24 protein-coding genes are annotated in these 22630 nt (G+C 70.0%); 7 read left to right on the plus strand and 17 right to left on the minus strand.

What is annotated here, in order from left to right:
* The first annotated feature begins 27 nt into the window (after positions 1-27).
* Positions 28-1185 (plus strand): DUF3866 family protein, encoded by a 1158-nt coding sequence (locus FM105_RS06535; protein ID WP_087006527.1) that lies wholly within the window; start codon positions 28-30, stop codon positions 1183-1185.
* Positions 1186-1310: 125 nt separating this feature from the next.
* On the opposite strand, the gene FM105_RS06540 is transcribed toward FM105_RS06535, so the two are convergent.
* From FM105_RS06540 to dop, 7 genes are read right to left on the minus strand one after another with little or no spacing between them, the layout of a single operon-like run.
* Positions 1311-1691 (minus strand): FKBP-type peptidyl-prolyl cis-trans isomerase, encoded by a 381-nt coding sequence (locus FM105_RS06540; protein WP_087006529.1) that lies wholly within the window; start codon positions 1689-1691, stop codon positions 1311-1313.
* A gap of 57 nt (positions 1692-1748) precedes the next feature.
* Entirely contained in the window at positions 1749-2711 is a 963-nt protein-coding gene (locus FM105_RS06545) for an FKBP-type peptidyl-prolyl cis-trans isomerase (RefSeq protein ID WP_087006531.1), read from the minus strand.
* Positions 2712-2743: 32 nt separating this feature from the next.
* The gene (gene pafA / locus FM105_RS06550) at positions 2744-4219 is read right to left on the minus strand and encodes a Pup--protein ligase (RefSeq protein WP_087006532.1); all 1476 of its coding nucleotides are present in this window, start codon (positions 4217-4219) and stop codon (positions 2744-2746) included.
* Entirely contained in the window at positions 4216-4866 is a 651-nt protein-coding gene (gene prcA / locus FM105_RS06555) for a proteasome subunit alpha (protein ID WP_087006534.1), read from the minus strand. The genes pafA and prcA overlap by 4 nt, the downstream gene beginning before the upstream one ends.
* A complete protein-coding gene (prcB, locus tag FM105_RS06560) occupies positions 4863-5693 on the minus strand; it encodes a proteasome subunit beta (RefSeq protein ID WP_087006536.1) in 831 nt (276 codons plus the stop codon). The genes prcA and prcB overlap by 4 nt, the downstream gene beginning before the upstream one ends.
* Complete coding sequence (locus tag FM105_RS06565) at positions 5690-5890, minus strand: ubiquitin-like protein Pup (RefSeq protein ID WP_087006538.1); 201 nt, start codon at positions 5888-5890, stop codon at positions 5690-5692. Before FM105_RS06565 ends, prcB begins: the two co-directional genes overlap by 4 nt.
* A 33-nt stretch (positions 5891-5923) precedes the next feature.
* Positions 5924-7486: a depupylase/deamidase Dop gene (gene dop, locus FM105_RS06570; RefSeq protein WP_087006540.1), complete on the minus strand. Its 1563-nt coding sequence runs from the start codon at positions 7484-7486 to the stop codon at positions 5924-5926.
* A 49-nt stretch (positions 7487-7535) separates the two neighbouring features.
* Here dop and FM105_RS06575 point away from each other — a divergent pair, with 49 nt between their 5' ends.
* Entirely contained in the window at positions 7536-7913 is a 378-nt protein-coding gene (locus FM105_RS06575) for a DUF3054 domain-containing protein (RefSeq protein ID WP_087006542.1), read from the plus strand.
* Positions 7914-7916: 3 nt separating this feature from the next.
* Here FM105_RS06575 and arc read toward each other — a convergent pair whose 3' ends face one another.
* Genes arc through FM105_RS06590 form a run of 3 tightly spaced genes read right to left on the minus strand, consistent with a single transcriptional unit; the run spans position 7917 to position 11827 of the window.
* Positions 7917-9524: a proteasome ATPase gene (gene arc, locus FM105_RS06580; protein WP_087006544.1), complete on the minus strand. Its 1608-nt coding sequence runs from the start codon at positions 9522-9524 to the stop codon at positions 7917-7919.
* On the minus strand, positions 9505-10620 hold the full coding sequence (locus FM105_RS06585) for a tRNA (adenine-N1)-methyltransferase (RefSeq protein ID WP_087006546.1): 1116 nt from the start codon (positions 10618-10620) through the stop codon (positions 9505-9507). The genes arc and FM105_RS06585 overlap by 20 nt, the downstream gene beginning before the upstream one ends.
* Before the next feature lie 49 nt (positions 10621-10669).
* On the minus strand, positions 10670-11827 hold the full coding sequence (locus FM105_RS06590; RefSeq protein WP_087006548.1) for a site-2 protease family protein: 1158 nt from the start codon (positions 11825-11827) through the stop codon (positions 10670-10672).
* A 28-nt stretch (positions 11828-11855) separates the two neighbouring features.
* On the opposite strand from FM105_RS06590, the gene FM105_RS06595 reads away from it, so the two are divergent.
* A complete protein-coding gene (locus FM105_RS06595; RefSeq protein WP_087006549.1) occupies positions 11856-12668 on the plus strand; it encodes a RecB family exonuclease in 813 nt (270 codons plus the stop codon).
* Here the strand turns inward: FM105_RS06595 and FM105_RS06600 are convergent.
* Complete coding sequence (locus tag FM105_RS06600) at positions 12646-13347, minus strand: HAD family hydrolase (RefSeq protein ID WP_256970267.1); 702 nt, start codon at positions 13345-13347, stop codon at positions 12646-12648. The two genes, FM105_RS06595 and FM105_RS06600, sit on opposite strands and share 23 nt — an antisense overlap.
* 342 nt (positions 13348-13689) lie before the next feature.
* Here FM105_RS06600 and FM105_RS06605 point away from each other — a divergent pair, with 342 nt between their 5' ends.
* Entirely contained in the window at positions 13690-14520 is an 831-nt protein-coding gene (locus tag FM105_RS06605; protein WP_179207102.1) for a PAC2 family protein, read from the plus strand.
* Positions 14521-14560: 40 nt separating this feature from the next.
* On the opposite strand, the gene mshC is transcribed toward FM105_RS06605, so the two are convergent.
* The 3 genes from mshC to FM105_RS06620 all read right to left on the minus strand — a co-directional run bounded on the left by mshC (position 14561) and on the right by FM105_RS06620 (position 17296).
* Positions 14561-15799 (minus strand): cysteine--1-D-myo-inosityl 2-amino-2-deoxy-alpha-D-glucopyranoside ligase, encoded by a 1239-nt coding sequence (gene mshC / locus FM105_RS06610; RefSeq protein WP_087006616.1) that lies wholly within the window; start codon positions 15797-15799, stop codon positions 14561-14563.
* 109 nt (positions 15800-15908) lie between these two features.
* Positions 15909-16721, minus strand: coding sequence for an SCO1664 family protein (locus FM105_RS06615; protein ID WP_087006555.1), 813 nt, complete (start codon positions 16719-16721; stop codon positions 15909-15911).
* A gap of 8 nt (positions 16722-16729) precedes the next feature.
* Positions 16730-17296 (minus strand): DUF3090 domain-containing protein, encoded by a 567-nt coding sequence (locus FM105_RS06620; RefSeq protein WP_087006557.1) that lies wholly within the window; start codon positions 17294-17296, stop codon positions 16730-16732.
* Positions 17297-17362: 66 nt separating this feature from the next.
* Here FM105_RS06620 and FM105_RS06625 point away from each other — a divergent pair, with 66 nt between their 5' ends.
* The gene (locus tag FM105_RS06625) at positions 17363-17737 is read left to right on the plus strand and encodes a hypothetical protein (RefSeq protein ID WP_087006560.1); all 375 of its coding nucleotides are present in this window, start codon (positions 17363-17365) and stop codon (positions 17735-17737) included.
* A 21-nt stretch (positions 17738-17758) separates the two neighbouring features.
* On the opposite strand, the gene FM105_RS06630 is transcribed toward FM105_RS06625, so the two are convergent.
* Positions 17759-18676, minus strand: a complete 918-nt coding sequence (locus FM105_RS06630; RefSeq protein ID WP_087006562.1) for an aldo/keto reductase — start codon at positions 18674-18676, stop codon at positions 17759-17761.
* 72 nt (positions 18677-18748) lie between these two features.
* Here FM105_RS06630 and FM105_RS06635 point away from each other — a divergent pair, with 72 nt between their 5' ends.
* Positions 18749-19591 (plus strand): undecaprenyl-diphosphate phosphatase, encoded by an 843-nt coding sequence (locus FM105_RS06635; protein WP_087006564.1) that lies wholly within the window; start codon positions 18749-18751, stop codon positions 19589-19591.
* Here the strand turns inward: FM105_RS06635 and FM105_RS06640 are convergent, their stop codons facing one another.
* Positions 19592-20293: a histidine phosphatase family protein gene (locus FM105_RS06640; protein WP_087006566.1), complete on the minus strand. Its 702-nt coding sequence runs from the start codon at positions 20291-20293 to the stop codon at positions 19592-19594. It lies immediately after the preceding gene.
* Between the two features lie 33 nt (positions 20294-20326).
* On the opposite strand from FM105_RS06640, the gene FM105_RS06645 reads away from it, so the two are divergent.
* Positions 20327-21307, plus strand: a complete 981-nt coding sequence (locus tag FM105_RS06645) for a DMT family transporter (protein ID WP_087006568.1) — start codon at positions 20327-20329, stop codon at positions 21305-21307.
* On the opposite strand, the gene FM105_RS06650 is transcribed toward FM105_RS06645, so the two are convergent.
* Positions 21282-22619: a M20/M25/M40 family metallo-hydrolase gene (locus FM105_RS06650; RefSeq protein WP_087006569.1), complete on the minus strand. Its 1338-nt coding sequence runs from the start codon at positions 22617-22619 to the stop codon at positions 21282-21284. The genes FM105_RS06645 and FM105_RS06650 overlap by 26 nt on opposite strands.
* Between the last annotated feature and the right edge of the window lie 11 nt (positions 22620-22630).

Below are 22630 nucleotides of genomic sequence, written 5' to 3' on the forward strand. Positions count from 1 at the left end.
CGTGTCACGTCCCCTACAGTACTCATCATGATCCACTGGCGTCGCGCGACAGTCCGCGCAGTCCTGACAGACCGCCCGGGTGCACGGGAGGTGAGCGCAGCGCTCCACACCCCGCTGCCGGGTGCCGACGACCCGGCCGAGGTGCGCGCGCTGGCCTACACCGACCTCGTCGGCGCCCCCGAACCGGGCGATGACGTGCTGTTGAACGTGTCCGCGCTGGCACGGCGGCTGGGCACCGGGGGCTTCGCGCTCGTGACGGCGATCCCCGACCGCCTGCCCGCTGATCCGCCGCCGAGCCCCGGCCACCTCGTGAAGGACCGCTACTCCCCCGCGCAGACGATGGTGCTGGGCGTCGATGACCAGGAATCGCCCCACCACCGGACGCTCGCGGAGGCCACTGGGATCGGCGGCACCCCGGTCGTGGTCGCTGACCTGCACTCCTCGCTCCCGGCGATCATCGCGGGGATCCGCGCCGACCGCCCGGAGGCCCGCGTCGTGTACGTCATGACGGACGGGGCCGCGCTGCCGCTGGCCTTCTCCCAGGCCGTGCACGGCCTCCGGGAGGCGGGCCGGCTGCACGCGACGGTGACCGTCGGCCAGGCGCACGGCGGCGACTACGAGGCCGTCACGGTCCACACGGGCCTGCTCGCGGCGGTGCACGTCGCAGGCGCTGACGTCGTCGTGGTCTCGCAGGGCCCCGGCAACCTCGGCACGGGCACGCCGTACGGATACTCCGGGCTGGTCGTCGGCGACCACCTGAACGCGGCTGCCCTGCTGGGCGGCATCCCGATCTCCGCCCTGCGCATGTCGCAGGCCGATGCGCGGCGGCGTCACCGCGGGATCTCGCACCACACCCTCACGGCGGTGACGCAGGTGGCGCGGCCCGGATGCATCATCCCGGTCCCGTCGCCGGACACGCTCACCGACGCCGAGGCCGCGATCGCCTCCGCGTGGGAGCACGGCCCCGGTGCGGTCGAGCAGGAGACGGCCGCGCAGCTGCCGGAGCTCGCCGAGGCCGGCCATTCGCTGGTCGACGTGGGACTCGAGGGACTCCTCACTGCGCTGGGCGAATCGCCCGTCCGCCTGTCGACGATGGGCCGCGGTCTCGCGGAGGATCCCATCGCGTTCCTGGCAGCCGCCGCGGCCGGGCGTGCTGCGGCCGCAGTGGTCGTGCAGGTGGACTGACGTCGTGCGGGTCTACTGACACGCCGTCGGGATTCCCGCCGTCGGCAGTTGCCAAGGGCCCCTGGGCACCGCGAACGGTGTCCAGGGGCCCTCTGCGTGGAGCGGCGAGATCAGGCGCGGCGAGATCAGGCGCCGGCGACGCCCTCGAGGTCGCACACGAAGATGAGGCTCTCGTTCGGAGCGATCGTGCCCGGCACTCCGCCTGCGCCGTACGCCAGGTGCGGCGGGATGCGCAGCGTGCGCCGACCGCCGACCTTCATGCCCTGGACACCCTGGTCCCAGCCGGCGATGACCATGCCCACGCCCAGCGTGAACTGCAGCGGCGTGCCGCGGTTGTAGGAGGCGTCGAACTCCTCCCCGGTCGAGTACGAGACGCCCACGTAGTCGACCGACACGGTGTCCCCGGCCTTCGCCTCGGGCCCGGTGCCCACGACGTCGTCGACGATCTCCAGATCGGTGGGGGCGGTGTCGCCGGGGAAATCGATCTCTGGCTTCTGTTTCGCCATGGTGGATGCTCCTTCGGGTTCGAGAGGTGTGTTCTTGTGAGGCCTCGGACCGGCTTCTCAGCCGACCGCGGACAGGATGTCGATCACGAATACCAGCGGTGCGTCGCCGGGGATGCTGGGAGGTGACCCGGCCTCGCCGTAGCCCTTCTCCGGTGGGATGGCCACGACGATCTGCGAACCGACCTTCTGGCCGACGAGCGACTCGTTCCATCCGTCGATGACGGGAGCGGACCCCACGCCCTGGACGACGAACGGCTCTCCGCGCTCCCACGAGCTGTCGAAGGGCTCACTCGCGTCGTCCCACAGCCAGCCGGTGTAGTGGACGGACACGTTCTGCCCCTCCTCGATCTCCGGGCCCTCGCCCTCGATCGCGATGGCGGTCTCGAGCTCCGAGGGCGCGTCGCCCTCCGGCTGCGAGATGGACGGCGCGCCGTCCTCGCCCAGGGTGAGCTCGGGGAACTCCTCGGGGAGCTCCTGCTCCTCGCCCTCTGCGCGCTCGAGCGGCTCCGGGATGTCCTCGACGCCCTCGATGTCGATGACGTAGATCAGCGTCTCCGCCTGCTGTCCGGCAGATGCCGCACCGTTGAGCGAGAGCAGGACCCGAGAGCCCACGGGCTGGTCGACGACCGCCTCGAGGAGTCCGGAGTTGATCTGCTCCGTGTCGGTCGGGAAGCCCGATGGGCTGCCCGCCTCGTACGAGGATTCGACGACCTCGCCGGTCGTCCCGGACACCAGGGTCATGTGCGCGGTGACCTGCTGCCCCTCCTCGACGGTCTCGCCGTCGCCCTCGGAGACCATCGAGGTCTCGGTGTCCTCGATCACGAGCGGTGCGTCGAAGCTCACGTCGGGCTGTTCACCGACGTCGCCCTCGACGGTGACCTCGTCGAGCGATGTCGCGGCCGGAGTGACGTCCGCGGTGGGTGAGGGTGCGGTCTGGTCCGCCTCCTCCGCACTGCACGCGGACAGCACGAGCACGAGCGCCGCAGCGGCCGCTGCCGTGGTGAGCACGGTCTTCTTCACAGGTGTTCCTTCCGATGGGTGCCGGGGCGATCCTAGACGCTGGAGCTGGGCGCTTCGTCGACGAGGGCGTCGATCACTGCTTCCGCGCGTTCGCTGACCGGCGCGAACGGATCCTTGAGGACGACCGCACGATGCGATTGATCGTTGAGCCGCAGATGCACCCAGTCGACCGTGAAATCGCGGCGCGCCGCGTGGGCGGCCTCGACGAACCGGCCCCGCAGCGCCGCGCGCGTGGTCGCCGGCGGTGTGCTGCGAGCCGCGGTGATCGCCTCGTCGTCGACCACCCGGGCGGTGCGCCCCGATGCCGCGAGCGGGCCCAGCAGGCCGACGCCCGGCGTGATGTCGTGGTACGCGACGTCCAGGCGGGTGAGGCGCGGATCGTCCCAGTCCGCGCCGCTGCGCGCCAGGTAGCGGTCCATGAGGGTCTTCTTGAGCACCCAGTCGATCTCTCCCGCCATGGGCGAGGTGTCCCCCGCCTCGAGCGCCTCGATCATGCGCCGCCAGCGATCGATCACCCGATGCGCGACGGCGTCGTCGCCCAGGGAGTGGTCTCCGCGCTCGACCAGGCGAGTCGCGTGCTCGAGGTAGACGGATTGGAGTGCGAGTGCGCTCGTGGTGCCGCCGGAGGCGGATTCCAGAGCCGTGCGTCCGGTGAGGTCGCGGGAGACCATCCGGATGTCGCGGATGGGGTGGCGCAGTGAGCGGTCGCCCATGGGCACGCCCGATTCGATGAGGTCGAGGACCAGGATCGCCGTGCCGACCTTGAGCTCGGTCGTCGCCTGGAGCATCGACGAATCGCCGACGATGACGTGGAGCCTGCGGTACTTCTCCGCGTCCGCGTGGGGCTCATCCCGCGCATTGATGATCGGACGGGAGCGGGTCGTGGCCGACGAGAGGCCCTCCCACATGACGTCGGAGCGAGCGGAGAGACCGAATGTGCGCGATCCGCCCGCAGCGCCGGCGGCGACGCCCGGTTCCTGCTGCGGTGCCGCACGGTTCGTCTCCGCGAGCGGAGCCTGCAGGCTGGGCCGCGTCGGGATGAGGGCTCCCGCTCCCACCAGCAGCTGCCGCGTGACGAGGAACGGCAGCAGCACCGAGGTGAGGTGCGAGAAGTCCATCGAGCGGCGCACCAGGAGGTTCTCGTGACTGCCGTACGAGTTGCCCTGGGCGTCCGTGTTGTTCTTCACGAGGTGGGCGCGGCCGTCGTGGCCGTCGGCCTCGAGCGCGGACTGCGCACGGGCGAGCAGATCCGTGAGGATCGCGTCGCCGGCGGCGTCCTGCGCGATGAGGTCGTCCAGCCGGTCGCATTCGGCCGTCGCGTATTCCGGGTGGGAGCCGACGTCGAGGTAGAGCCGCGCCCCGTTCGGCAGGAAGACGTTGGAGGAGCGACCCCACTCCACGACCGGACGGAACAGGTACCGCGCGACCTCCTCCGGGCCCAGGCGGCGCGAATCCCCCGCGGTGAAGGCGATCCCGTATTCGGTCTCCAGGCCGTAGATGCGCTTCATGCGTCCCCCTCGAGTCGGCGGAAGGTGCGGTGGAAGTCGGACGAGCGGTCCAGCAGCGCGGCCTCGACTCCGGTGTCTGCCGCCAGTCCCATGGCCTCACGTCCCGTCTGCTGAGCGTCGGCGAGGCCCAGGGCGGAGAAGTCGACGTCGGCCAGTCGCTTCGCGATCGCCTCGGCCCCTGCACCGAGCGCGACGTGCCCCACCTCATGGGAGACGGAACCGTCGAAGGAGATGCGGAACAACCGGTCATCGGCCGGGCCGGTGCCCAGCTCCGCGACGACGAGGTCCACCTCGAACGGCTTCTGCTCCGTCGTGAAGACGCCCGCGAGCGTCTGGGCGTAGGCGTTGGCGAGCCCGCGCGCGCTGACGTCGCCCCGGTCGTACGAGTATCCGCGCAGATCCGCATACCGCACTCCGGCCTGCCGCAGGCCCTCGAACTCGTTGTACTTGCCGACCGCGGCGAAGCCGATGCGGTCGTAGATCTCTGCGATCTTGTGCAGTGAGGACGACGGATTCTCCGCCAGGAGCAGGATGCCGTCGGCACAGCTGAGGACCAGGACGGGCCGCCCGCGGGCGATGCCCTTGCGCGCGAACTCCGCGCGGTCCTTCATGAGCTGCTCCGGTGAGACGTAGAACGGCATGCTCATGGGGCCTCCTCCCCGCGCATCCGCGCGTCTGCGAGAGCCGAGGCCGCTGCCAGGACCTCCTCCTCCGGCACCCGGCGCTCACCGGCGGGACCGACGGTGCGGATCAGTGGTGCGATCCCCCGCACGATGTCGGGACCGCCGGTCGCCGCATCGTCGTCCGCCGCGTCGGTCAGCGCCTCGAGCGCGATGCGCACGCCCGTGCCCGTGTCGAGTCCCTCGCGCCACAGGCGCTTGAGCGCCGAGCGAGCGGGACCGGCTCCGGAGCCGATGGCGTGGTGGTCGACCTCTTCGTACTTGCCGCCGGTCACGTCGAAGCTGAAGATCCGTCCGACGGTGTCGACGTCCCGGGCACCGCGGGAACCGGATCGTCCGGAGGCATCGAGTCCCGCGAAGAGGGGCACGACGGCGAGCCCCTGCAGCGCGAGGCCCAGGTTGGAGCGCAGCATCGCTGCGAGGCGGTTCGCCCGCCCTTCGAGTGAGAGCGGAGTGCCCTCGATCTTCTCGTAGTGCTCGAGCTCGACCTGGAACAGTCGGATCAGCTCGAGGGCGAGGCCCGCAGTGCCCGCGATGCCGATCACGGAGGTCGCGTCAGCGCGGTGGACCTTCTCGATCCGCCGGCTGGCGATATGGTGCCCGGCGGTCGCCCTCCGGTCCCCGGCCATGAGCACCCCGTCCGCGGTCCGGAAGGCGAGCACGGTCGTGCCCTCGGGAGGCAGGGACACCGGCGTCCCCGTCGTCGTCGGCAGCGCCTCCGGCCTGAGGGTGCTCACCAGGTCGAAGAACGAGGTCGACGTCGAGGTGAGGAACGCAGGGCCGAAACCGCTCACTGGCCGCCCTTCTGCACGAAGTTCTTCACGAACTCCTCCGCATTCGACTCGAGCACGCTGTCGATGTCGTCGAGGATCGAGTCGACTGCCGTCGCGTCGACCTGGGTCTGCGCCTGCGGTGCGATCGGCCCGTCGTCCTCCGGGAGGTCGGGGCGCTCATTGCGGTCCCGGTTCGCCTGTTCGCTGCTGCTCGTCATGTTCCATCCTTCGGGAGTCGTGTGAGGTCCAGTCTAGTGATGCGGTGCGGCGTCCGGCCCCGGCTCGTCCGGTCCGGACAGCCGTGCGACGAGATCATCCGCGTCGCGTGCCCCGGCGAGTGCGTCGCCCACCTCGTCGCGCGTGAAGCGGTGCGGGTCGCGCAGCGGGATCCGCACGAGCGAGCCGTCGGCCCGCTCCAGCACGAGCGAATCCCAGCTCGCGGCGGCGACGGCGGCGGTGAAGCGTGCGACCGCACCACCGCGGAGGAAGGCGCGAGTGGACTCCGGTGCCGTCTCCACCGCGCGGGTCACCTCGTCGTCCGTCGTGAGGCGCCGGATGCGCCCCGCCGACTCGAGACGGTAGAAGAGGCCCCTGCCGTCCCGGACGTCGGAGTACTGGACGTCGATGAGTGCGAGCTTCGGACTGTCCCACGCGAGGTCCTCCCGCGTCCGGTAGCTCTCCAGCAGCGCGAGCTTCGCCACCCAGTCGACGTCCGCGACCAGTTCCATGGGATCCCTCGCGAGTGAAGTGAGGAAGCGCTCCCACTCCGCGAGCACCTCGGCAGTGTCCGCATCCGGGGCGGGGCCCGCGGCTGCACGGGCCGCATCGAGGTAGGCGCGCTGAACCTGAAGCGCGGTCGTCGTGGTGCCGTCTTCCAGCGGGAGCGCGGCGGTGAGGGTGAGGTCGTGGCTCACCGTCTGCAGTGCGGTGACCGGGTCGGCGAACCGGATGTCCGGGCAGAGGCCCGCCTCGATGAGGCCGAGGACCAGCGAGGTGGAGCCGAAGCGCACCAGGGTGGCCGGCTCCGCGAGCGTCGCATCCCCGATGATCACGTGGAGCCGGCGCCAGTGCGTCCCGTCGGCGTGCGGCTCGTCGCGCGTGTTGATGATCGGCCGGCGCAGAGTCGTCTCGAGCCCGATCTGCTCCTCGAAGAAGTCCGCGCGGGAGGAGATCTGGTAGCCGGGCTCCTCGCCGCTGCGTCCGATCCCCACCCGGCCGGCTCCGCAGAGGATCGCCCGCGTCGTGAAGAACGGGATGAGCTGCTCCGCGAGCGCCTCGAAGTCCACGTCGCGGCGCACGATGTAGTTCTCATGGGTGCCGTAGGACGACCCCTTCGAATCCGTGTTGTTCTTGTAGAGGTTCACCGGTTCCGGGCCGGTGGACAGCGTGCGCACGCACTCCTCCGCGACACGATCGCCGGCACGGTCCCAGAGCACGGCCTCGCGGGGTGTGAGGACCTCGGGCGACGAGTACTCCGGGTGCGCGTGGTCGACGTAGAGGCGTGCGCCGTTCGGCAGGACGACGTTCGCCAGGTACTGGGCGTCGGGCATCGCGTCGGGCAGATGCGTCAGCTGGGTGATGTGCGCATCCGATTCGTGCATGAGGAACCCGCGGGCGTCGGCCAGGGGCGTCTCCGCGCTGAAGTCCCAGAAGCTCTGCGCCGACCGCAGCCCGCGCGGGGCGGCGTAGGCGTCGACGACGCGCGCGGAGTCCCGCATGGGATTCGCGCCGGGGCGCCCCGGCTGGCTGATGCCGAACTCCGTCTCCGCGCCCATGACGCGGACGACGCTCAGCGGTGGGACCTCGTGGCTCATGCTTCTCCTCCCCGGACCGAGCGGTGGCTCAGCCCCCTACAATCGAGGCGTGGCCTCGAAGAAATCGTCTCATCTCGTCCTCGCCCTCCTCGTCGACCTCGTGCTCGTGCTCGCGTTCGTCGTGGTGGGGCACTACCAGCACTACCGCGACTTCGACGTCTCTGCGCTCGCGACGACCGCGTGGCCGTTCGTCGGGTCGCTGGTCCTCGCGTGGCTGCTCGTCCGCGTCTGGGACCGTCCGCTGTCGCCGCTTGCGACCGGCACCGGCGTCTGGGCGGTCATGGTGCTCGTCGGGCTGACGCTGCGCGCGATCAGCGGGGTCTCCGTCGCAGAGGCCTTCCTCATCGTCGCCACCGGCCTGAACTTCGTGACGCTGGTGGGCTGGCGCCTCATCGCCTCTGCGGCGGTGGGGCGCAGCGCCCGGTGACGCTCACACGGGCGTCGGCGTCTGCTGACCCGTGTGGATCAGCCGCAGGTGCGTGATCCGCTCGCCCCTGCGTCCGCTGATCCGCGCCCACTCGTCGGGATTCGTCGTGTTCGGCAGGTCCTCGTGCTCACCGAACTCCTCCTCGATCGCCTGGTCGAAGTGCTTCCACCGCATTCCGCGCCCCTCGCCGGACAGCACCGACTTGATGGCGTGCTTCTTGGCGCGGTCGACGACGTTGTGGATCATGGCGCCGGATGCGAAGTCCGCGAAGAAGAGCACTTCCCTGCGTCCGTCCGCATACGTCACCTCGACGAACTCGTTCGCGCGCGACCGGGTGAACATCCGGTCGACGCACCGGTCGATGAGGGCGGCGACGCCGTCCTGCGCGAGCGACTCGTGCAGGGGCAGCCGATCGGTCACATACTTCGAGAAGATGTCCCGGGCGGCGTCCGCATCGGGACGCTCGATCCGGATCTTCACGTCGAGTCGGCCAGGCCGCAGGATTGCCGGATCGATGAGGTCCTCACGGTTGGACGCACCGATCACGATGACGTTCTCCAGGGACTCCACGCCGTCGATCTCCGCGAGCAGCTGCGGCACGATCGTGGTCTCCACGTCGGAGGACTTGCCGGTGCCGCGCGTGCGGAAGAGCGATTCCATCTCGTCGAAGAACACCACGACGGGTGAGCCCGCCGTCGCCTTCTCCCGGGCGCGGGAGAAGATGATGCGCAGCTGGCGCTCCGTCTCGCCCACGTACTTGTCGAGCAGCTCCGGGCCCTTCACGTTGATGAAGTAGCTCTTCGATGCGCTGTCGGTCCGGCGGGCCGACAGCGAGTTCGCGACCGCCTTCGCGATGAGCGTCTTGCCGCAGCCGGGAGGGCCGTACAGGAGGATGCCCTTGGGCGGCTTGAGCTCGTGCTCTGCGAACAGCTCCGGATTCTCGAACGGCATCTCCACCGAGTCCTGGATCTGGCTGATCTGCGCCGCGAGTCCGCCGACGTCCTCGTACGAGATGTCCGGCACCTCTTCGAGGAGGAGCGTCTGCACCTCGGGCTTCTCGATGGTCTCCAGCGCGAACTGCGTCCGCCGGTCGACGAGCACGTGGTCGCCCACGCGCACACCGTGCTCCCGCAGCTGCGCCGACAGGCGGCAGACGAGCTCGTCGTCGTTCGGCCCCCCGATGATGACGCGGTCGCCGTCGGGCATGACCTCGCGGACGGGCGCGACGTCCCCGACGCCCCGGCCCTCGGCGAGTGCGAGGACGACGAGGCCCTCGGACAGCCGCACGTCCGCACCGGGTGCGAGCACGTCGTCGGAGAGGTCGGGTGCGACCGCGAGGCGCATCCGGCGACCGGACGCGAGGACGTCGACCGTCCTGCGCTCCCCCGTCCCCTGCGGGGCGTCGACGACCGTCCCATAGGTGTTCGGGGGCTCGGACAGTGACGCGACCTCGGACTTGATGCGGGTCAGCTCGTCCTTCGCGGTGCGCAGCGTCGAGGTGAGGGTCTCGTTGCGCTTGCCCGCTGCGAAGAGCTGCTGGCGCATCATCGAGTTCTCCCGACGCAGCTTCACCGCCTCGTCGGTCGTGCCGTCAGTCTTCTCGTGTGTCATCCGTGACCTCCTCCTGTGGGACTGCCTCGCCTGTGACTGCGCCCTCTGTGGCTGCCTCGTCCGTGGCTGCGCCGTCCTGTGCAGCCTCCACCCTGGCGCGCGAGCCGGCGGCGCGCCCGAGCTTGCGCAGGCGCTTGGGCGGCGCTGTCCGCTGGCCGATGGCCGACTCGGTGATCTCCGGTTCGAACCAGGCGTCGAGGTCCTCTTCGTCGGGTGTGCTGCCCTGCGGCCTGCGCGACCTCTCGAGCGGTTCGACGCCCTCATCCATCCTCCGGGCGAAGAGCAGGAATCCGGTGTGTCCGATCATCCGATGCTCGGGACGGACCGCGAGGCCCTCAAGGTGCCAGTCGCGGACCATCGATTCGAGTGCCCGGGGCTCCGCGAAGCGGTTCGTGCTCCGCACGGCCTCCGCGGTGCGCGACAGCTGCGAGGCGGTGGCGACGTAGACGATGAGCATCCCGCCCGCGGTGAGCGCGTCGGCTGCGACGTCGACGCATTCCCAGGGGGCGAGCATGTCGAGGACCACGCGGTCGGCCTCGCCGGCCTCCAGCGCCCGCGGCAGCTCCTCTGCGAGGTCGCCCACCGTGCACGACCATGCGGGGTGGGGGCTGCCGAAGAAGTCCGCGATGTTGCCGGAGGCGATGTCTGCGAACTCCTGACGGCGCTCGAAGGACAGGACGCGACCGTGGTCGCCGACCGCGCGCAGCAGCGCGAGGGTGAGCGCGCCGGAGCCCACCCCCGCCTCGACGACGACGGAGCCAGGGAAGACATCCCCCATCGTGGTGATGAGGGCCGCGTCCTTCGGGTAGATGACAGCGGCGCCGCGCGGCATCGACAGCACGAAGTCCTCGTAGCCGGGGCGCATCGCCTGGAACTCGACGCCGGCGGTGCTGTGCACCGTCACACCGGCGGGTCTGCCGAGCAGGTCGTCGTGCTCGATCCACCCCTTGTGGGTGTGGAACTGGTCCCCGGGCGCCAGGACGATGGTGTTGAGCCTGCCGCGGGGGTCCGTGAGCTGCACTTTGTCGCCGGGTCGGAACGGTCCGCGCAGAACGCGCGAGCCGGTGGGAGCCGGGTCGTGGGAGGTCGTGTTCATCGCCTCCACTCTAGTCGGCGTCACCGCCGTGCGGGCAGGGTGTGAGCGCTCAATGGTCGAGCAGCTCGTCGAAGAACTCCTGCAGGTCGATGAAGCCCACCAGCGAGTCACCGTCGAGGACGAGGCAGTGCGTCGCCTTGGGGCGGTGCGTGAGGGACTCGAGCAGGTGCGGAGCGGTGATGTCGCGAGGGGCGCCGATCCACGGTCCGAGGGGGCGCACGTGCTCGTGGACCAGGGCGGAGCCCGGCGCATCCTGCGCCGAGCTGCGGTCGACGAGCCCGTACGGGATGCCGGACCGATCGAGGACCACGATGAGGGGACGCCTGCCCGTGCCGGGATCCGCGTACTCGAGTGCTTCGGTGACCGGTGCAGACCAGGATGCGGCGACCGCGGGCTGGATGACGAGGCGCATGTCGAAGGTCTCCACGCGGCGCGCCCGCGTCGCGTTCTTGGCGGCGTCCGCGGCAGACACCCAGATCATCACGGCGATCGCCGTCGTCCACATGACGGTCACGAGGTCGGGTCGTCCGCCGACCAGCAGCGGCTGCAGGATCGCCAGCCCCACGAACCCGAGCGCGATGATGCGTCCGGCCCAGGCCGCGAGGATCGTCCCCATGTAGGGACTTCCGGTGATCCGCCAGAACACGGCCTGCAGCGCCCAGCCGCCGTCCAGGGGGATGCCCGGGAGCAGGTTGACCGCGCCCAGGGCGAGGTTCGCGAACACGAAGCCGAACAGCAGCAGCCAGGTGACGCTGCCGCGGCCGACGGAGTCGAGGAGGAGCCAGCCGATCCCGCCCAGCGCGAGGTTCACGACCGGCCCGACGACGGAGATGAAGAAGCTCGTCCACGCGGCCCGCGGAGAATCCGGCGCCTCACGGGGCTCGAACCGGGTGAAGCCGCCCCAGACGTTGAGCTCGATCGCCGCGACGCGGTAGCCGGCCACACGGCCCGCTACGGCATGGGCGAGCTCGTGGAGGAAGACGGACCCGAAGAGCACGACGGCGAAGACGAGGCCGATGACGTACGCACCCGGGCCCAGGTCTGGGCGGACGCGTGAGATCCAGGGAGAGAAGAGGAGAGCGATCGCACCGGCGGCGATGAACCACGACCACGCGAGCTGGACGGGGGCACCGAGCACCGTGCCGAGCCGGAGTCCTCCGGAGGCGCCGGGCGCATGGGCGTCTGCGGATGCGGTCTGTTCTGGCACCGCACCATCGTACGGGTACGGTTGCCCCATGGCCGAACTGCTCGCACTGTCACCCTCACGCGCCAACGACTTCGTGCAGTGTCCGCTGAAGTTCCGCCTGCGGACGATCGACAAGCTGCCGGAACCGCCCTCGGAGGCGGCCTTCCGCGGCACGCTGGTCCATTCCGTGCTCGAGCGGCTGTTCGACGCCTCGGCCCCGGAGCGCACGATCGAGCGCGCGGTCGACGGGATCGCGCCCGCCCTCGAGGCACTGCGCGCCAAGGATCCCCAGACCGTGGCGGAGCTGTTCCCCGGCCCTGACCAGATCGTCCGTCTGCAGGAGCAGGCGCGCGGACTCCTGGAGGCCTACTTCGCGCTCGAGATGCCGGACAGGTTGGAGCCGGAAGCACGCGAGGAGTTCGTCTCCGCGCCCATGAGCAGCGGTCTGCTGCTGCGCGGCTTCGTCGACCGCACGGACCGTGCGCCGGGCGGACAGGTGCGCCTGGTCGACTACAAGACCGGCAAGCAGCCCAAGCCGCAGTACAGCAGCGAGGCCGACTTCCAGATGAGGTTCTACGCGCTCGTGCACTGGCTGAGCAGGCGCGAGCTCGTCCACACCCTGCAGCTCTTCTATCTGGGCAGCCGCACGACCGTCGCGAAGCGTCCGACCGCAGGAGACATCGAGCGGACGGAGATGGAGATTCTGGAGCTCTGGGAGTCGATCGCCCGCGCGGCCGAGGCCGACGAGTGGCGGCCGCGGCGCACTCCGCTGTGCGGCTGGTGCCACTTCAAGCCGATCTGCCCCGCCTGGGGCGGGACTCCCCCGCCCACGCCGGAGATCACCGCGATAGCAGGTCGCTGAGGCCCTCCGTCGTCATCCCCGCGAGGGACTCGACGAGCACGGCGCCGTCGAGCCGCGGCAGCGGCACGATGTGCGGGATGCCCACCGCCCGCGTCCCGGCGGCGACTGCGGACCGCAGTCCCGGCAGCGAATCCTCGAGCGCCGCGCACGCGCTCGGCGGCAGCCCGACCGCCTCCGCGCCCACGAGGTACGGCTCCGGATCGGGTTTGCCGGCAGACACCTCGTCGCCGGTGATGAGCGCGGTGAAGGTGCCGGGTGCGCACGCGGCGACGACCGCCTCGGCGAGCCTGCGGTAGGACATCGTGACGAGCGCGCACGGCACGTCGTGGGCACGCAGGTCCGCCAGGAGCTCGAGGGCTCCCGGACGGAAGGGCACGTGCTCCCGCACCTGGGCGACGACGCCGTCCAGCAGGATCTCCACCGTCTGCTCGGGCGGCAGAGGCAGCCCGTGCTCCCCCAGGATCTCCGCACTGCGCAGCAGGGTGTTCCCGACCATGAGCTCGCCCAGGGTCTCGTCCCAGTGGAGGCCGTGCCGGTCCATGAGCTCGATCTCAGCGCGCATCCAGTACGGTTCCGTGTCGACGAGAGTGCCGTCCATGTCCCAGAGGACGGCCTTGAACTCTCGCTTCGGATACTCATGCTCCTGAACTGCACAAACACTCGAAAGTTCGGTACTCACACTGTCCTCCGAAGAATTCCATGCACCGTCCTGTGCACCGGACCACTCTCGAACGATAGCGTCCGGCCCCCGTCCTCCTCAAGGCGAACCCCAGGCGGCCGGAGTGAGGTGGATGAGGGCGTTCGCTGAACGTGCGGTCACCTGTCGGACGGACCGGCCCGCCTGGTTTTGGAGCGCGCGTTCCGATATTTTCGTACGCACACCGACGCCAGGAGAGTGCGTGGCATCACGAGTGCGGAGCCTCCTCTCACGACGACGTGACATGCTCTCTCACCGCCGCGTGCGGGAGTGCTCATGTCGCCCCGCCCCGTCGAGCGGTGCCCGAGCGCGTACTGTGGGTGCATGGACTACCTGCCGGCCCCGGGTTCCCGCCTCGTCGTCATCGCCTTCGAGGGGTGGAACGACGCTGCGGAATCCGCCTCGAGGTTCGCGAAGGACCTCATCAGGCAGACGAATCTCACCCGGACCGGGATGATCGGCGGCGAGGAGTTCTACGACTTCCAGACGGCGCGGCCGCACATCGTCCGCGGCGACGACGGCAGCGCCCGCATCGACTGGCCGGGCACAGAGATCCATACCGGCACGGTCCCCGGCACGGGCATCCCGCTCGAGGTCATCGTGGGCGACGAGCCCGCATTCCTCTGGCAGCGCTTCGCCTCCCTCATCGTCGATCGGGTCTCCGACGGCGATGCGGTCGTGCTCGTGGGCGCGCTGCTCGCGGACACGGTCCATTCCCGTCCGATCCCCGTCACTGTCACGACCGATCAGCCGGACGCCTTCCCGCACGTGGACGCGATCCGCACGGAGTATGAGGGTCCCACGGGCATCATCGGAGTGCTCGCCCACGAACTGTCGGCCTCAGGCCACCCGGCCCTGTCGCTGTGGGCCGCCGTGCCGGGATATGTCGCGGGCGTCCCCTCCCCGAAGGCGCAGCTGGCGCTCCAGGGCACCTTCGAAGAGCTGACGGGGCTGGTCCTCGACCAGGGAGACCTCGTGGACAGCACCCGCGAGTGGGAGATGGAGGCCGAGGCCGCCGTCGCCGCGGACGACGACCTCGCGGCCTACATCCACCGGCTGGAGAGCATGACGGACGCCGCTGATCTGCCCGAGGCGAGCGGAGACGCGATCGCCCGGGAATTCGAGCGGTACCTCCACCGTCGCGGAGACGGCTGAGGCCCCTGAGCCGGGCGGATCCGCGTCAGCCGGTGCAGCGTCAGCGCAGGTCGATGCCGAGCAGTGCGTCGACTGCGTCGACCACCAGTGCGGTGCCTGCGGCGGTGCCGTCGTCACCCACGGAGTCGGCCCACTCATCGAGCGTCTCGAGGACCGCCGGCGTGTCGAGGTCGTCGCCGAGGTTCTGCCGCATGTCCTTGAGGATCTCCTCCGCCGCATCCATGGTCGTCCCGCTGCGAGCGGCAGCGCGCCATTCGGCGAGCCGCTCACGGGAGTCGGAGAGGAGCGCGTCGGTGTACATCCAGTCGCTGCGGTAGTGGTGCGCGAGCAGGAGCGCACGGATCGCCATGGGATCCTCTCCCTGCTCGACGAGCTTCGAGACGAGGACCAGATTGCCCTTCGACTTCGACATCTTCTCGCCCTCGTACCCGACCATGCCGACGTGCATGTAGGCCTTCGCGAAGTTGTGGCCGGTCAGCGCCGTGGCGTGGGCCGCGCACATCTCGTGATGCGGGAAGGCGAGATCGGATCCGCCGCCCTGCACGGTGAGCGGAAGGCCCGCGTGCTCCTGAGCGATGACGGCGCATTCGATGTGCCAGCCTGGCCTGCCCGATCCCAGGCGGCCGCCGTCCCAGGCGGGCTCCCCTTCGCGCTCGGCACGCCACAGCAGGGGGTCGAGCGGGTCCTCCTTGCCGGGGGTCTCCGGATCGCCGCCGCGCTCCGCGAAGAGCACGAGCATCTCGTGCCGTTCGAGGTGGGACGTGGAGCCGAACGGGGGGTCGATGCGAGTGCCGACCCGGTAGTACACGTCGCCGCTGTCCAATGTGTAGGCGGCGCCCTTGTCGAGCAGGCGGGTGACCGCCTCGACCACGCGGTCGACGGATTCGACGGCTCCGATGTAGGCGTCCGGGGGGATGACGCGCAGGAGCTCCATATCAGACCGGAAGAGGTCGATCTGCGACTCCGCGAGTTCGCGCCAGTCCATCCCGATGGCGTCCGCCCGCTCGAGCAGCGGATCGTCGACGTCGGTGATGTTCTGCGCGTACGTCACGTCCACCCCGGCGTCGTTCCACGTGCGCAGGAGCACGTCGAAGGCGACGTAGGTGGCGGCATGACCCAGGTGCGTCGCATCGTACGGCGTGATGCCGCAGACGTAGAGACGCGCCTCCTTGAGCTTGCGCGGGGTGTCGGCCGGACCGCGATGCGAGGTGCAGAACACGGTCGGGCGCTTCCCGCGGCCGGAGACAGAGGGGATTTCAGGGGATGACCAGGACTTCACGCGCCCAGCATGGCACTTCGCCGCGTGCAACGCGAACTCGACGCACACGAGTCTCCCGGCGTGCGATGGGCGTCTCAGCGGAACCTGTGCGCCGAGCCACAGCGGACCGTCACAGGGGCGGCCAGGGCACCAGGCTGCGATCGGCGTCGGGGAGCGGGAGGATCCCGTTCCGGAGGAGCGCCGTCGCGCGCTCGGTCAGTGCATCGATCTCCGCTGCCGCGAGCACGTCTCCCAGCACGGGGACCAGGTCGTCGTCCCGGACGCGCTCGATCAGTGCGCGCTCCTGCGCGGTCAGCGGTGATCCGGCGAAGCCCCAGAGGACCGTGCGCAGCTTCGGCTCCGCGTGGAACGAGAGCCCGTTGTCGATCGCGTGGAGCGCGACCCGTGGAGGCGCGCCGTCCGTGAACTCCCAGGCCCCGCACAGGACGTGACCGCCCTTGCGGTCCGCATTGTTGATGAGGACGTCGAAGAGGGCCAGCGCGCGGACGTCGGGCGTGAGCTCGTGGGCGAGCACCACGTCGGTGCCGTCGCTCAGCACCGCGCGCAGGACGGGGGCCAGGCCGTCGTCCACGGCGTCCTCGGCCACGAGTACCACCGGCTCCCGGGCCGTCGGATCCGATTCCACATAGACCTGGAGGGAGGCGCCCGCGCCGATGTCGTCCCGCCAGACGGTCGGCGGCACCACGTCGAGGCCGAGGTGGGCCGACAAGCGGTGAGCCGCGACCTCACGCAGCGACAGCGTGCCGGTGGGGAAATCATGGAGCGGCCGCTCCCCCGCACGGGTCTTCAGCACGGCGCGGACGGTGCGCTGCGGTTCGTCGGAGGCGACTGCTCCGGTGACGGTCGCCAGCAGCGTCTCGTTGCTGGCACCCCTCATCCTGCCCAGGGGACGGACGGTCCCGGTGGACAGCAGTCGGCACATCGCGCTGCTCAGCGAGCCACCCCGTTGAGGCGCGGGCACACGTGACCGGAGGAGTCCAGCGCCTGATGGCAGAGAGGGCACTCACCCCGACCGGAGGTGACGACCTGCACGCCCCGGCGGGCGAATTCGCGGGCCTGGGGACCGGTGAGGCGGATGCGCAGCACCGACCGCTCCTCGCCGTCGGCACCGGGCTCGGAGCTCGCTCCCGCCTCTGCATCCGCACGGGTGAGCTCGAAGCACTCGATGATGAGGCGATGGTCCTCCGTGTCCCACCCCAGACTCATCGTGCCGACCCGGAACTCCGCATCGACCGGGGTCACGAGGCCGCCGTTGTCCTCGAGCTCCGGAACCGGGGCCGCGGGGACGCCGTGCGCGTCGTCGGAGCGCGAGCGCACCAGGTCGAGCAGCTCGTCGACCCTCTCCGCGAGGATCTCCACCTGCTCCTTCTCCAGCATGACGGAGTGGACTGCGCCGTCCGAGGACGCCTGCAGGTAGAAGGTGCGCTCCCCGGGCAGGCCGACGGTCCCGGCGACGAAGCGGTCGGGTGCGGGGTGCTCGAAGGCGTGGGCGGGCATACGCCCAGGCTATACGAGGACGCCGACCCCTGTCCGACACCCTCCGGTGGCGCTAGAGTGGACTGCATGAGCACGGATCCGAGCGCTGCCCTCGAAGACTTCCTCTCCGCCGTCCGCGAGCACTTCGCGGCGTCGGCGCACCGCACATCGGAGACCGATCCCCGCGTCGAGGCCTCCTACATGGCACTCGCGGACGCCTTCGAGATCTACGAGGACTCCCTCTACACCGCGTACGGGGAGGTGACTCCGTTCGAGCTCTTCGACGACGTCGAGGACGACCGCGAGGACGGGGACGACTACGACGAGGACGACTCGGACGATGAGGACGAGGACGACGACTACTACGACGACGATGACGCGTACGACGGCGACGTGGACACCGACGACACGGACACGGCGCCGGGCGACACCGCGGGTGCGGGCGACTCCAGCCGCGGCTGACCCTCGTCGCGGCTGATCAGCTCAGTTGCAGGGGTCCGAGATCTGGTCGAGGACCTCGCTGATCTCATCCGCCAGCTCCAGATCGGACGCGAGCAGCTGATCGAGCTGGGCGCGTGTACGCGGCGACACGATCGTCGAGGCGCACAGCGACCGTCGGTTCCACGCGAGGGCGATGTCGATCGGGTCGACTCCCAGCGCGGTCGCAGCCTTCACGACTCCCTGGACGACACCGGTCGTGTCGTCGTCGAGCAGCTCACCGACGTATCCGCCGAGGTCCCCCGCACCACGGCTGCCCGTCGGCAGTCCCCGCAGGTACTGGCCGGACAGGACACCGCGCCCGAGGCCCGCGCCGGCGATGAGCCCGAGCCCCAGGTAGTCGAGCGCGGGCCGCAGGGAGGCCTCGGCGTCGCGCCGCAGGAGCGAGTACTCCGCGATCGCGCCGGCGAACGGGAGTCCGGAGTCAGCGGCGCGCAGCGACAGCTGCCAGGCGGAGTGGTGCGACAGCAGCACGTAGCCGACGTCTCCCGCGTCCACCAGGGTGCGCAGGACGGACGCGGACTCCTCCACCGGGATCTGGTCGTCGAACGCGTCGAGCACCAGCACATCGAGGTGATCGCGATCGAGCGCACCCAGCAGGGTGCGCACATCTGTCAGGAGATCGGAGCGGCCGGTCCGCAGCTGGGGCGGTCCCCCCGCTTCGGTCGCGCGCACTCCCACCCGTGCGAGGAGCTGCACGCGGGACGGGATCCGCATGCCTGTGACGAGACCCACGGCGGGGGCGTCGAAGGCGGGGAGCTCGAGTGCCGTGCCCCCCGCGGAGGCGTAGGCGTCGAGGAGTTCCCGAGCGGTCGCCTCGTCGACGCGTCGACCCCATTCGAAGGTCCCCAGTGAGAGATCGGACACCTGCAGGCCCGTATTGCCCATCCGGTTCGAATGCATAGTTCCGAAGGCTACCGGATGAGGGGTAGCCTGACGTGGTTCACGCCCCCGAAGCAAAGGACATGATCCTCCATGGATTGGATCATCGCCGTGATCCTGGGCATCGTCCAGGGCCTCACCGAATTCCTGCCGGTCTCGTCGTCCGCCCACGTGCGGATCATCGGCGAGTTCCTGCTGCCCGGCCGGGATCCCGGTGCGTTCTTCACTGCGATCATCCAGATCGGCACGGAGACCGCCGTCATCGTCTACTTCTGGAAGGACATCACGTCGATCATCGGCGCGTGGTGCCGATCGCTCGTGGGCCGTGAGTCCCGCAGCGACCCGAAGGTCCGGATGGGCTGGCTGATCATCATCGGCTCGGTGCCGATCGTCGTGCTCGGCCTCCTCTTCCAGGATGCGATCGACTCCGTCCTGCGCAGCCTGTGGATCACCGCGACGATGCTCATCGTCTTCGGCCTCATCCTGGGCGTGGCGGACAAGGTCGGACCGCGCGTCCAGACCCTCGACAAGATGACCTGGGGGCAGGGACTCGGCTACGGATTCGCCCAGGCGCTCGCACTCATCCCGGGCGTGTCCCGGTCCGGCGGCACGATCATGGCGGGTCGCTTCATGGGCTTCACCCGCCCCGAGGCGGCGCGCTACTCGTTCCTGCTGGCGGTGCCCGCAGTCATGGGTTCCGGCTTCTACGGCCTCTACAAGTCCCTGTCGGAGGTGTCGGCCGGCAACGAGATGGTGCTCGGCTGGGGCCCCACCGCGCTGGCGACGATCGTGGCGTTCGTCGTCGGATACGTCGTGATCGTCGGCTTCCTCAAGTTCGTCCAGACGAAGTCGTTCGCCGTCTTCGTCTGGTACCGCGTGGCCATCGGTGTCCTCATCTACATCCTGCTGGGCACCGGAGTCCTGCAGCCGCTCTGATCAGCGTCCGCCGCCCGGCCGGCGCGCCTGTGCGCGCCGCCCCCGGGCCGTCGCACCGAGCATGGTGACCGTCATGGGAGGGACCGACCCGGTCTTCCCCACGACGAGTCGAGACACCGATGCCGGAGCGACCGCGATCCGCTGGAAGCTGTCGACCTCCATGCCGAGTGCGTGGGCCAGCATCATCTTGATGACATCGCCGTGGGATACGAGGATCGCCGCCTTCGCGCCGCGCTCGTGCGCCTGTTCGCACGCGGACTCGAGCGCGGCGCGGGATCGCACTGCGACCTCGGCGAGCGATTCGCCTCCCGGGAACCGGGCGCGGCTGGGAGTGGACCGCACGGTCTCCCAGAGCGGCTCCTTCAGAAGATCGCGGATCCTCCTGCCGGTCCACTCCCCGTAGTGGACCTCGGAGAGCTCCTCGAGCACCGTGCGGGCAGCGGGCGCGCTCTGCGGATCAGCACGAGAAGCGTCCACGGATCCGTCTGGCCGCATGAGCTCGTCCGCGGTCATGAGGCACCGCCGGATGGGCGAGCTGAAGACCGCGGCAGGACTGTCGCCTGTGAGCTCCGGTATGAGGTCGCGGGCCTCGCGCACCTGAGTGCGGCCCGTGACAGTGAGTTCGACGGAATCGTCGCGTCCGGCCAGCACTCCGCCCGCATTCGCGGTCGATTCGCCGTGGCGCACCAGGATGATCTCCATCACCCCAGGATAGGCCGGTGATACGGTCACCGGGTGCGGGTAGACGGAACGATCCTCCTCGCCGGTGCCGCGACAGCGCTCGCCGGCTTCCTCATGGCCATCCAGTCGCGGGCGAACGGATCGCTCGCCGGCGTCATCGGCTCGGGTGTCTACGCCGCGACCCTCAGCTTCTTCGGCGGCCTCCTCCTCATGGTCCTCGTCCTCGCGGCATCGGCGAGAGCGCGTCGGGGTGCGGGCCGTCTCCTCGCGGATCTGCGGGGCGGCTCCGTGCGCTGGTGGATGCTGCTCGGAGGACTGGGCGGTTCGACGGTCGTGCTCGCGCAGGCTCTCACCGTGCCCCTCATCGGCGTCTCCATCCTCACGATGTCGTTCGTGTGCGGCCAGCTGCTGGGGGCACTGGTCGTGGACAACACATCGCTGCCGCCCGGCGGTCGCACACCGCCGTCGGCGCGGAGGCTCATCGGCACGATCGTCGTGCTCGCGGGCGTCGTGCTGGTGTCGGTGGGTGGATTCTCACGCGGCATCCCGCTCTGGGCACCGCTGGTGCCGCTGCTGGCGGGGACCCTGACCTCGGTGCAGGCAGCGCTCAACGGCAGGGTCCGGGAGTCGTCGCGCTCAGCGATCACCGCCACGACCGTGAACTTCCTGGTGGGCTTCGTCTTCCTGCTCGTGTGCAGCGCAGCCGTGTGGGCGGCCGGCACGCGTGTCGAGCGGCTGCCGCAGATGCCCGGTGAGGCGTGGCTGCTGATCGGCGGAGCGCTCGGGGTCGTGTTCATCGGCGTGACGTCGACGACGGTCAGTCACCTGGGGGTGCTGCTCGTGTCGATGACGTCGCTCTTCGGGAACCTGCTGAGCTCGCTGGTCGTGGACCTCGTCTACCCGGGGGCCACGATCACCGTCACGACGATCGTCGCGATGACGTGCGTGCTGATCGGCGTGGTCATCGCGTCATGGCCGCGGCGGGCGGAGCCGCCGCGGCGCTCAGTCGTCACGCCTCCAGCAGGAACCGACTGAGCACGCGGGTGCCGAAGTCCAGTGAGGACAGCGCCACGCGCTCGTCCTTGCCGTGGAACATGGCTGCGAAGTCCAGGTCATCCGTCAGCTGCAGGGGCGCGAAGCCGTACCCGACGATCCCCAGGCGCGCGAGCGACTTGTTGTCCGTGCCCCCGCTCATCGTGTGCGGCAGCACGATCGCGCCGGGATCCGCGTCGAGCAGGCATGACTTCATGGTGTCGACCAGCCGACCGCTGAAGGGGGATTCGACGGCGTCGCCCACGGTCACGGGCTCCACGTCGATCCCCTCTCCCACGAGCTCCTTGATCGTCAGCATGACGTCCTCGAACTGGCCCGGCAGCACACGGCAGTCGACGAACGCCTGGGCCGTCGCGGGGATGACGTTGTGCTTGTACCCGGCCTGGAGGATGGTCGGGTTGGAGGTGTTGCGCAGCGTGGGGCCCACGAACCGGGACACGGTGCCGAGCTCGCTGATGAGCTCTTCGGTCGTCTCCGCTGTGAAGGGGATGCCGGTGATCTCCGAGACCCCTTCGAGGAGGTCCCGCGTGGACTGGGGCATGTCCTCCGGCCACTCATGCGCGCCGATCCGGGAGATCGCCCCTGCGAGTCGGGTGATCGGGTTGTCGTCGTTGACCATCGAACCGTGGCCGGCGGTGCCGTGGGCGAGCAGGCGGAGCCAGGCGAGGCCCTTCTCCGCGGTCTGCACGAGGTAGACGCGCTGTCCGCGGATGGTCGTCGAATAGCCGCCGACCTCGCTGATCGCCTCGGTCGCGCCTGAGAACAGCTCCGGGTGGTTGTCGACCATCCAGCCGGCCCCGTATCCCCCGCCGGCCTCCTCGTCCGCGAAGAAGGCGATGATGAGGTCACGTCGGGGACGCAGCCCCTTCTGCAGCATGTCGCGGACGCTGGAAATGATCATCGCGTCCATGTTCTTCATGTCCACGGCGCCGCGGCCCCACAGGAGCCCGTCCTCGATGACGCCGCCGAACGGATCGACGGACCACTCCGACTCGTCGGCCGGGACCACATCGGTGTGGCCGTGGACGACGAGGGCTCCGGCGTCCGGATCAGTGCCCGGGATGCGAGCGACGAGGCTCGCGCGACCGGGCTCGGACTCCCTGATGGTGGACTCGAGGCCGACCTCGGCCAGCTGGGCCGCGATCCACTCCGTCGCCTCGAGCTCGGGGTTCGCCTTCCCCTCGCCCCAGTTCTGCGTATCGAACCGGATGAGTCGCTGCGCGATCCGGGTGGTCTCTGCGACGGCGCTCTCGTAGGGATCGTGGGGCTGGGGCGTGGAAGGGGACTGCGTCATGGAACAGGTCC

The organism is Brevibacterium yomogidense (genome assembly GCF_900163715.1).
GTDB lineage: Bacteria > Actinomycetota > Actinomycetes > Actinomycetales > Brevibacteriaceae > Brevibacterium > Brevibacterium yomogidense_A.

What these genes read in the sequence shown, in the direction of transcription:
- FM105_RS06535 (WP_087006527.1), top strand. Translation starts at nt 28, where the DNA reads ATGATCCACTGGCGTCGCGCGACAGTCCGCGCAGTCCTGACAGACCGC.
- FM105_RS06640 (WP_087006566.1), bottom strand. Translation starts at nt 20,293, where the DNA reads ATGGAGATCATCCTGGTGCGCCACGGCGAATCGACCGCGAATGCGGGC.
- FM105_RS06565 (WP_087006538.1), bottom strand. Translation starts at nt 5,890, where the DNA reads ATGACGAGCAGCAGCGAACAGGCGAACCGGGACCGCAATGAGCGCCCC.
- FM105_RS06635 (WP_087006564.1), top strand. Translation starts at nt 18,749, where the DNA reads ATGGATTGGATCATCGCCGTGATCCTGGGCATCGTCCAGGGCCTCACC.
- FM105_RS06540 (WP_087006529.1), bottom strand. Translation starts at nt 1,691, where the DNA reads ATGGCGAAACAGAAGCCAGAGATCGATTTCCCCGGCGACACCGCCCCC.
- FM105_RS06625 (WP_087006560.1), top strand. Translation starts at nt 17,363, where the DNA reads ATGAGCACGGATCCGAGCGCTGCCCTCGAAGACTTCCTCTCCGCCGTC.
- pafA (WP_087006532.1), bottom strand. Translation starts at nt 4,219, where the DNA reads ATGAAGCGCATCTACGGCCTGGAGACCGAATACGGGATCGCCTTCACC.
- arc (WP_087006544.1), bottom strand. Translation starts at nt 9,524, where the DNA reads ATGACACACGAGAAGACTGACGGCACGACCGACGAGGCGGTGAAGCTG.
- FM105_RS06595 (WP_087006549.1), top strand. Translation starts at nt 11,856, where the DNA reads ATGGCCGAACTGCTCGCACTGTCACCCTCACGCGCCAACGACTTCGTG.
- dop (WP_087006540.1), bottom strand. Translation starts at nt 7,486, where the DNA reads ATGAGCCACGAGGTCCCACCGCTGAGCGTCGTCCGCGTCATGGGCGCG.
- FM105_RS06605 (WP_179207102.1), top strand. Translation starts at nt 13,690, where the DNA reads ATGGACTACCTGCCGGCCCCGGGTTCCCGCCTCGTCGTCATCGCCTTC.
- FM105_RS06630 (WP_087006562.1), bottom strand. Translation starts at nt 18,676, where the DNA reads ATGCATTCGAACCGGATGGGCAATACGGGCCTGCAGGTGTCCGATCTC.
- FM105_RS06650 (WP_087006569.1), bottom strand. Translation starts at nt 22,619, where the DNA reads ATGACGCAGTCCCCTTCCACGCCCCAGCCCCACGATCCCTACGAGAGC.
- FM105_RS06585 (WP_087006546.1), bottom strand. Translation starts at nt 10,620, where the DNA reads ATGAACACGACCTCCCACGACCCGGCTCCCACCGGCTCGCGCGTTCTG.
- FM105_RS06620 (WP_087006557.1), bottom strand. Translation starts at nt 17,296, where the DNA reads ATGCCCGCCCACGCCTTCGAGCACCCCGCACCCGACCGCTTCGTCGCC.
- FM105_RS06615 (WP_087006555.1), bottom strand. Translation starts at nt 16,721, where the DNA reads ATGTGCCGACTGCTGTCCACCGGGACCGTCCGTCCCCTGGGCAGGATG.
- prcA (WP_087006534.1), bottom strand. Translation starts at nt 4,866, where the DNA reads ATGAGCATGCCGTTCTACGTCTCACCGGAGCAGCTCATGAAGGACCGC.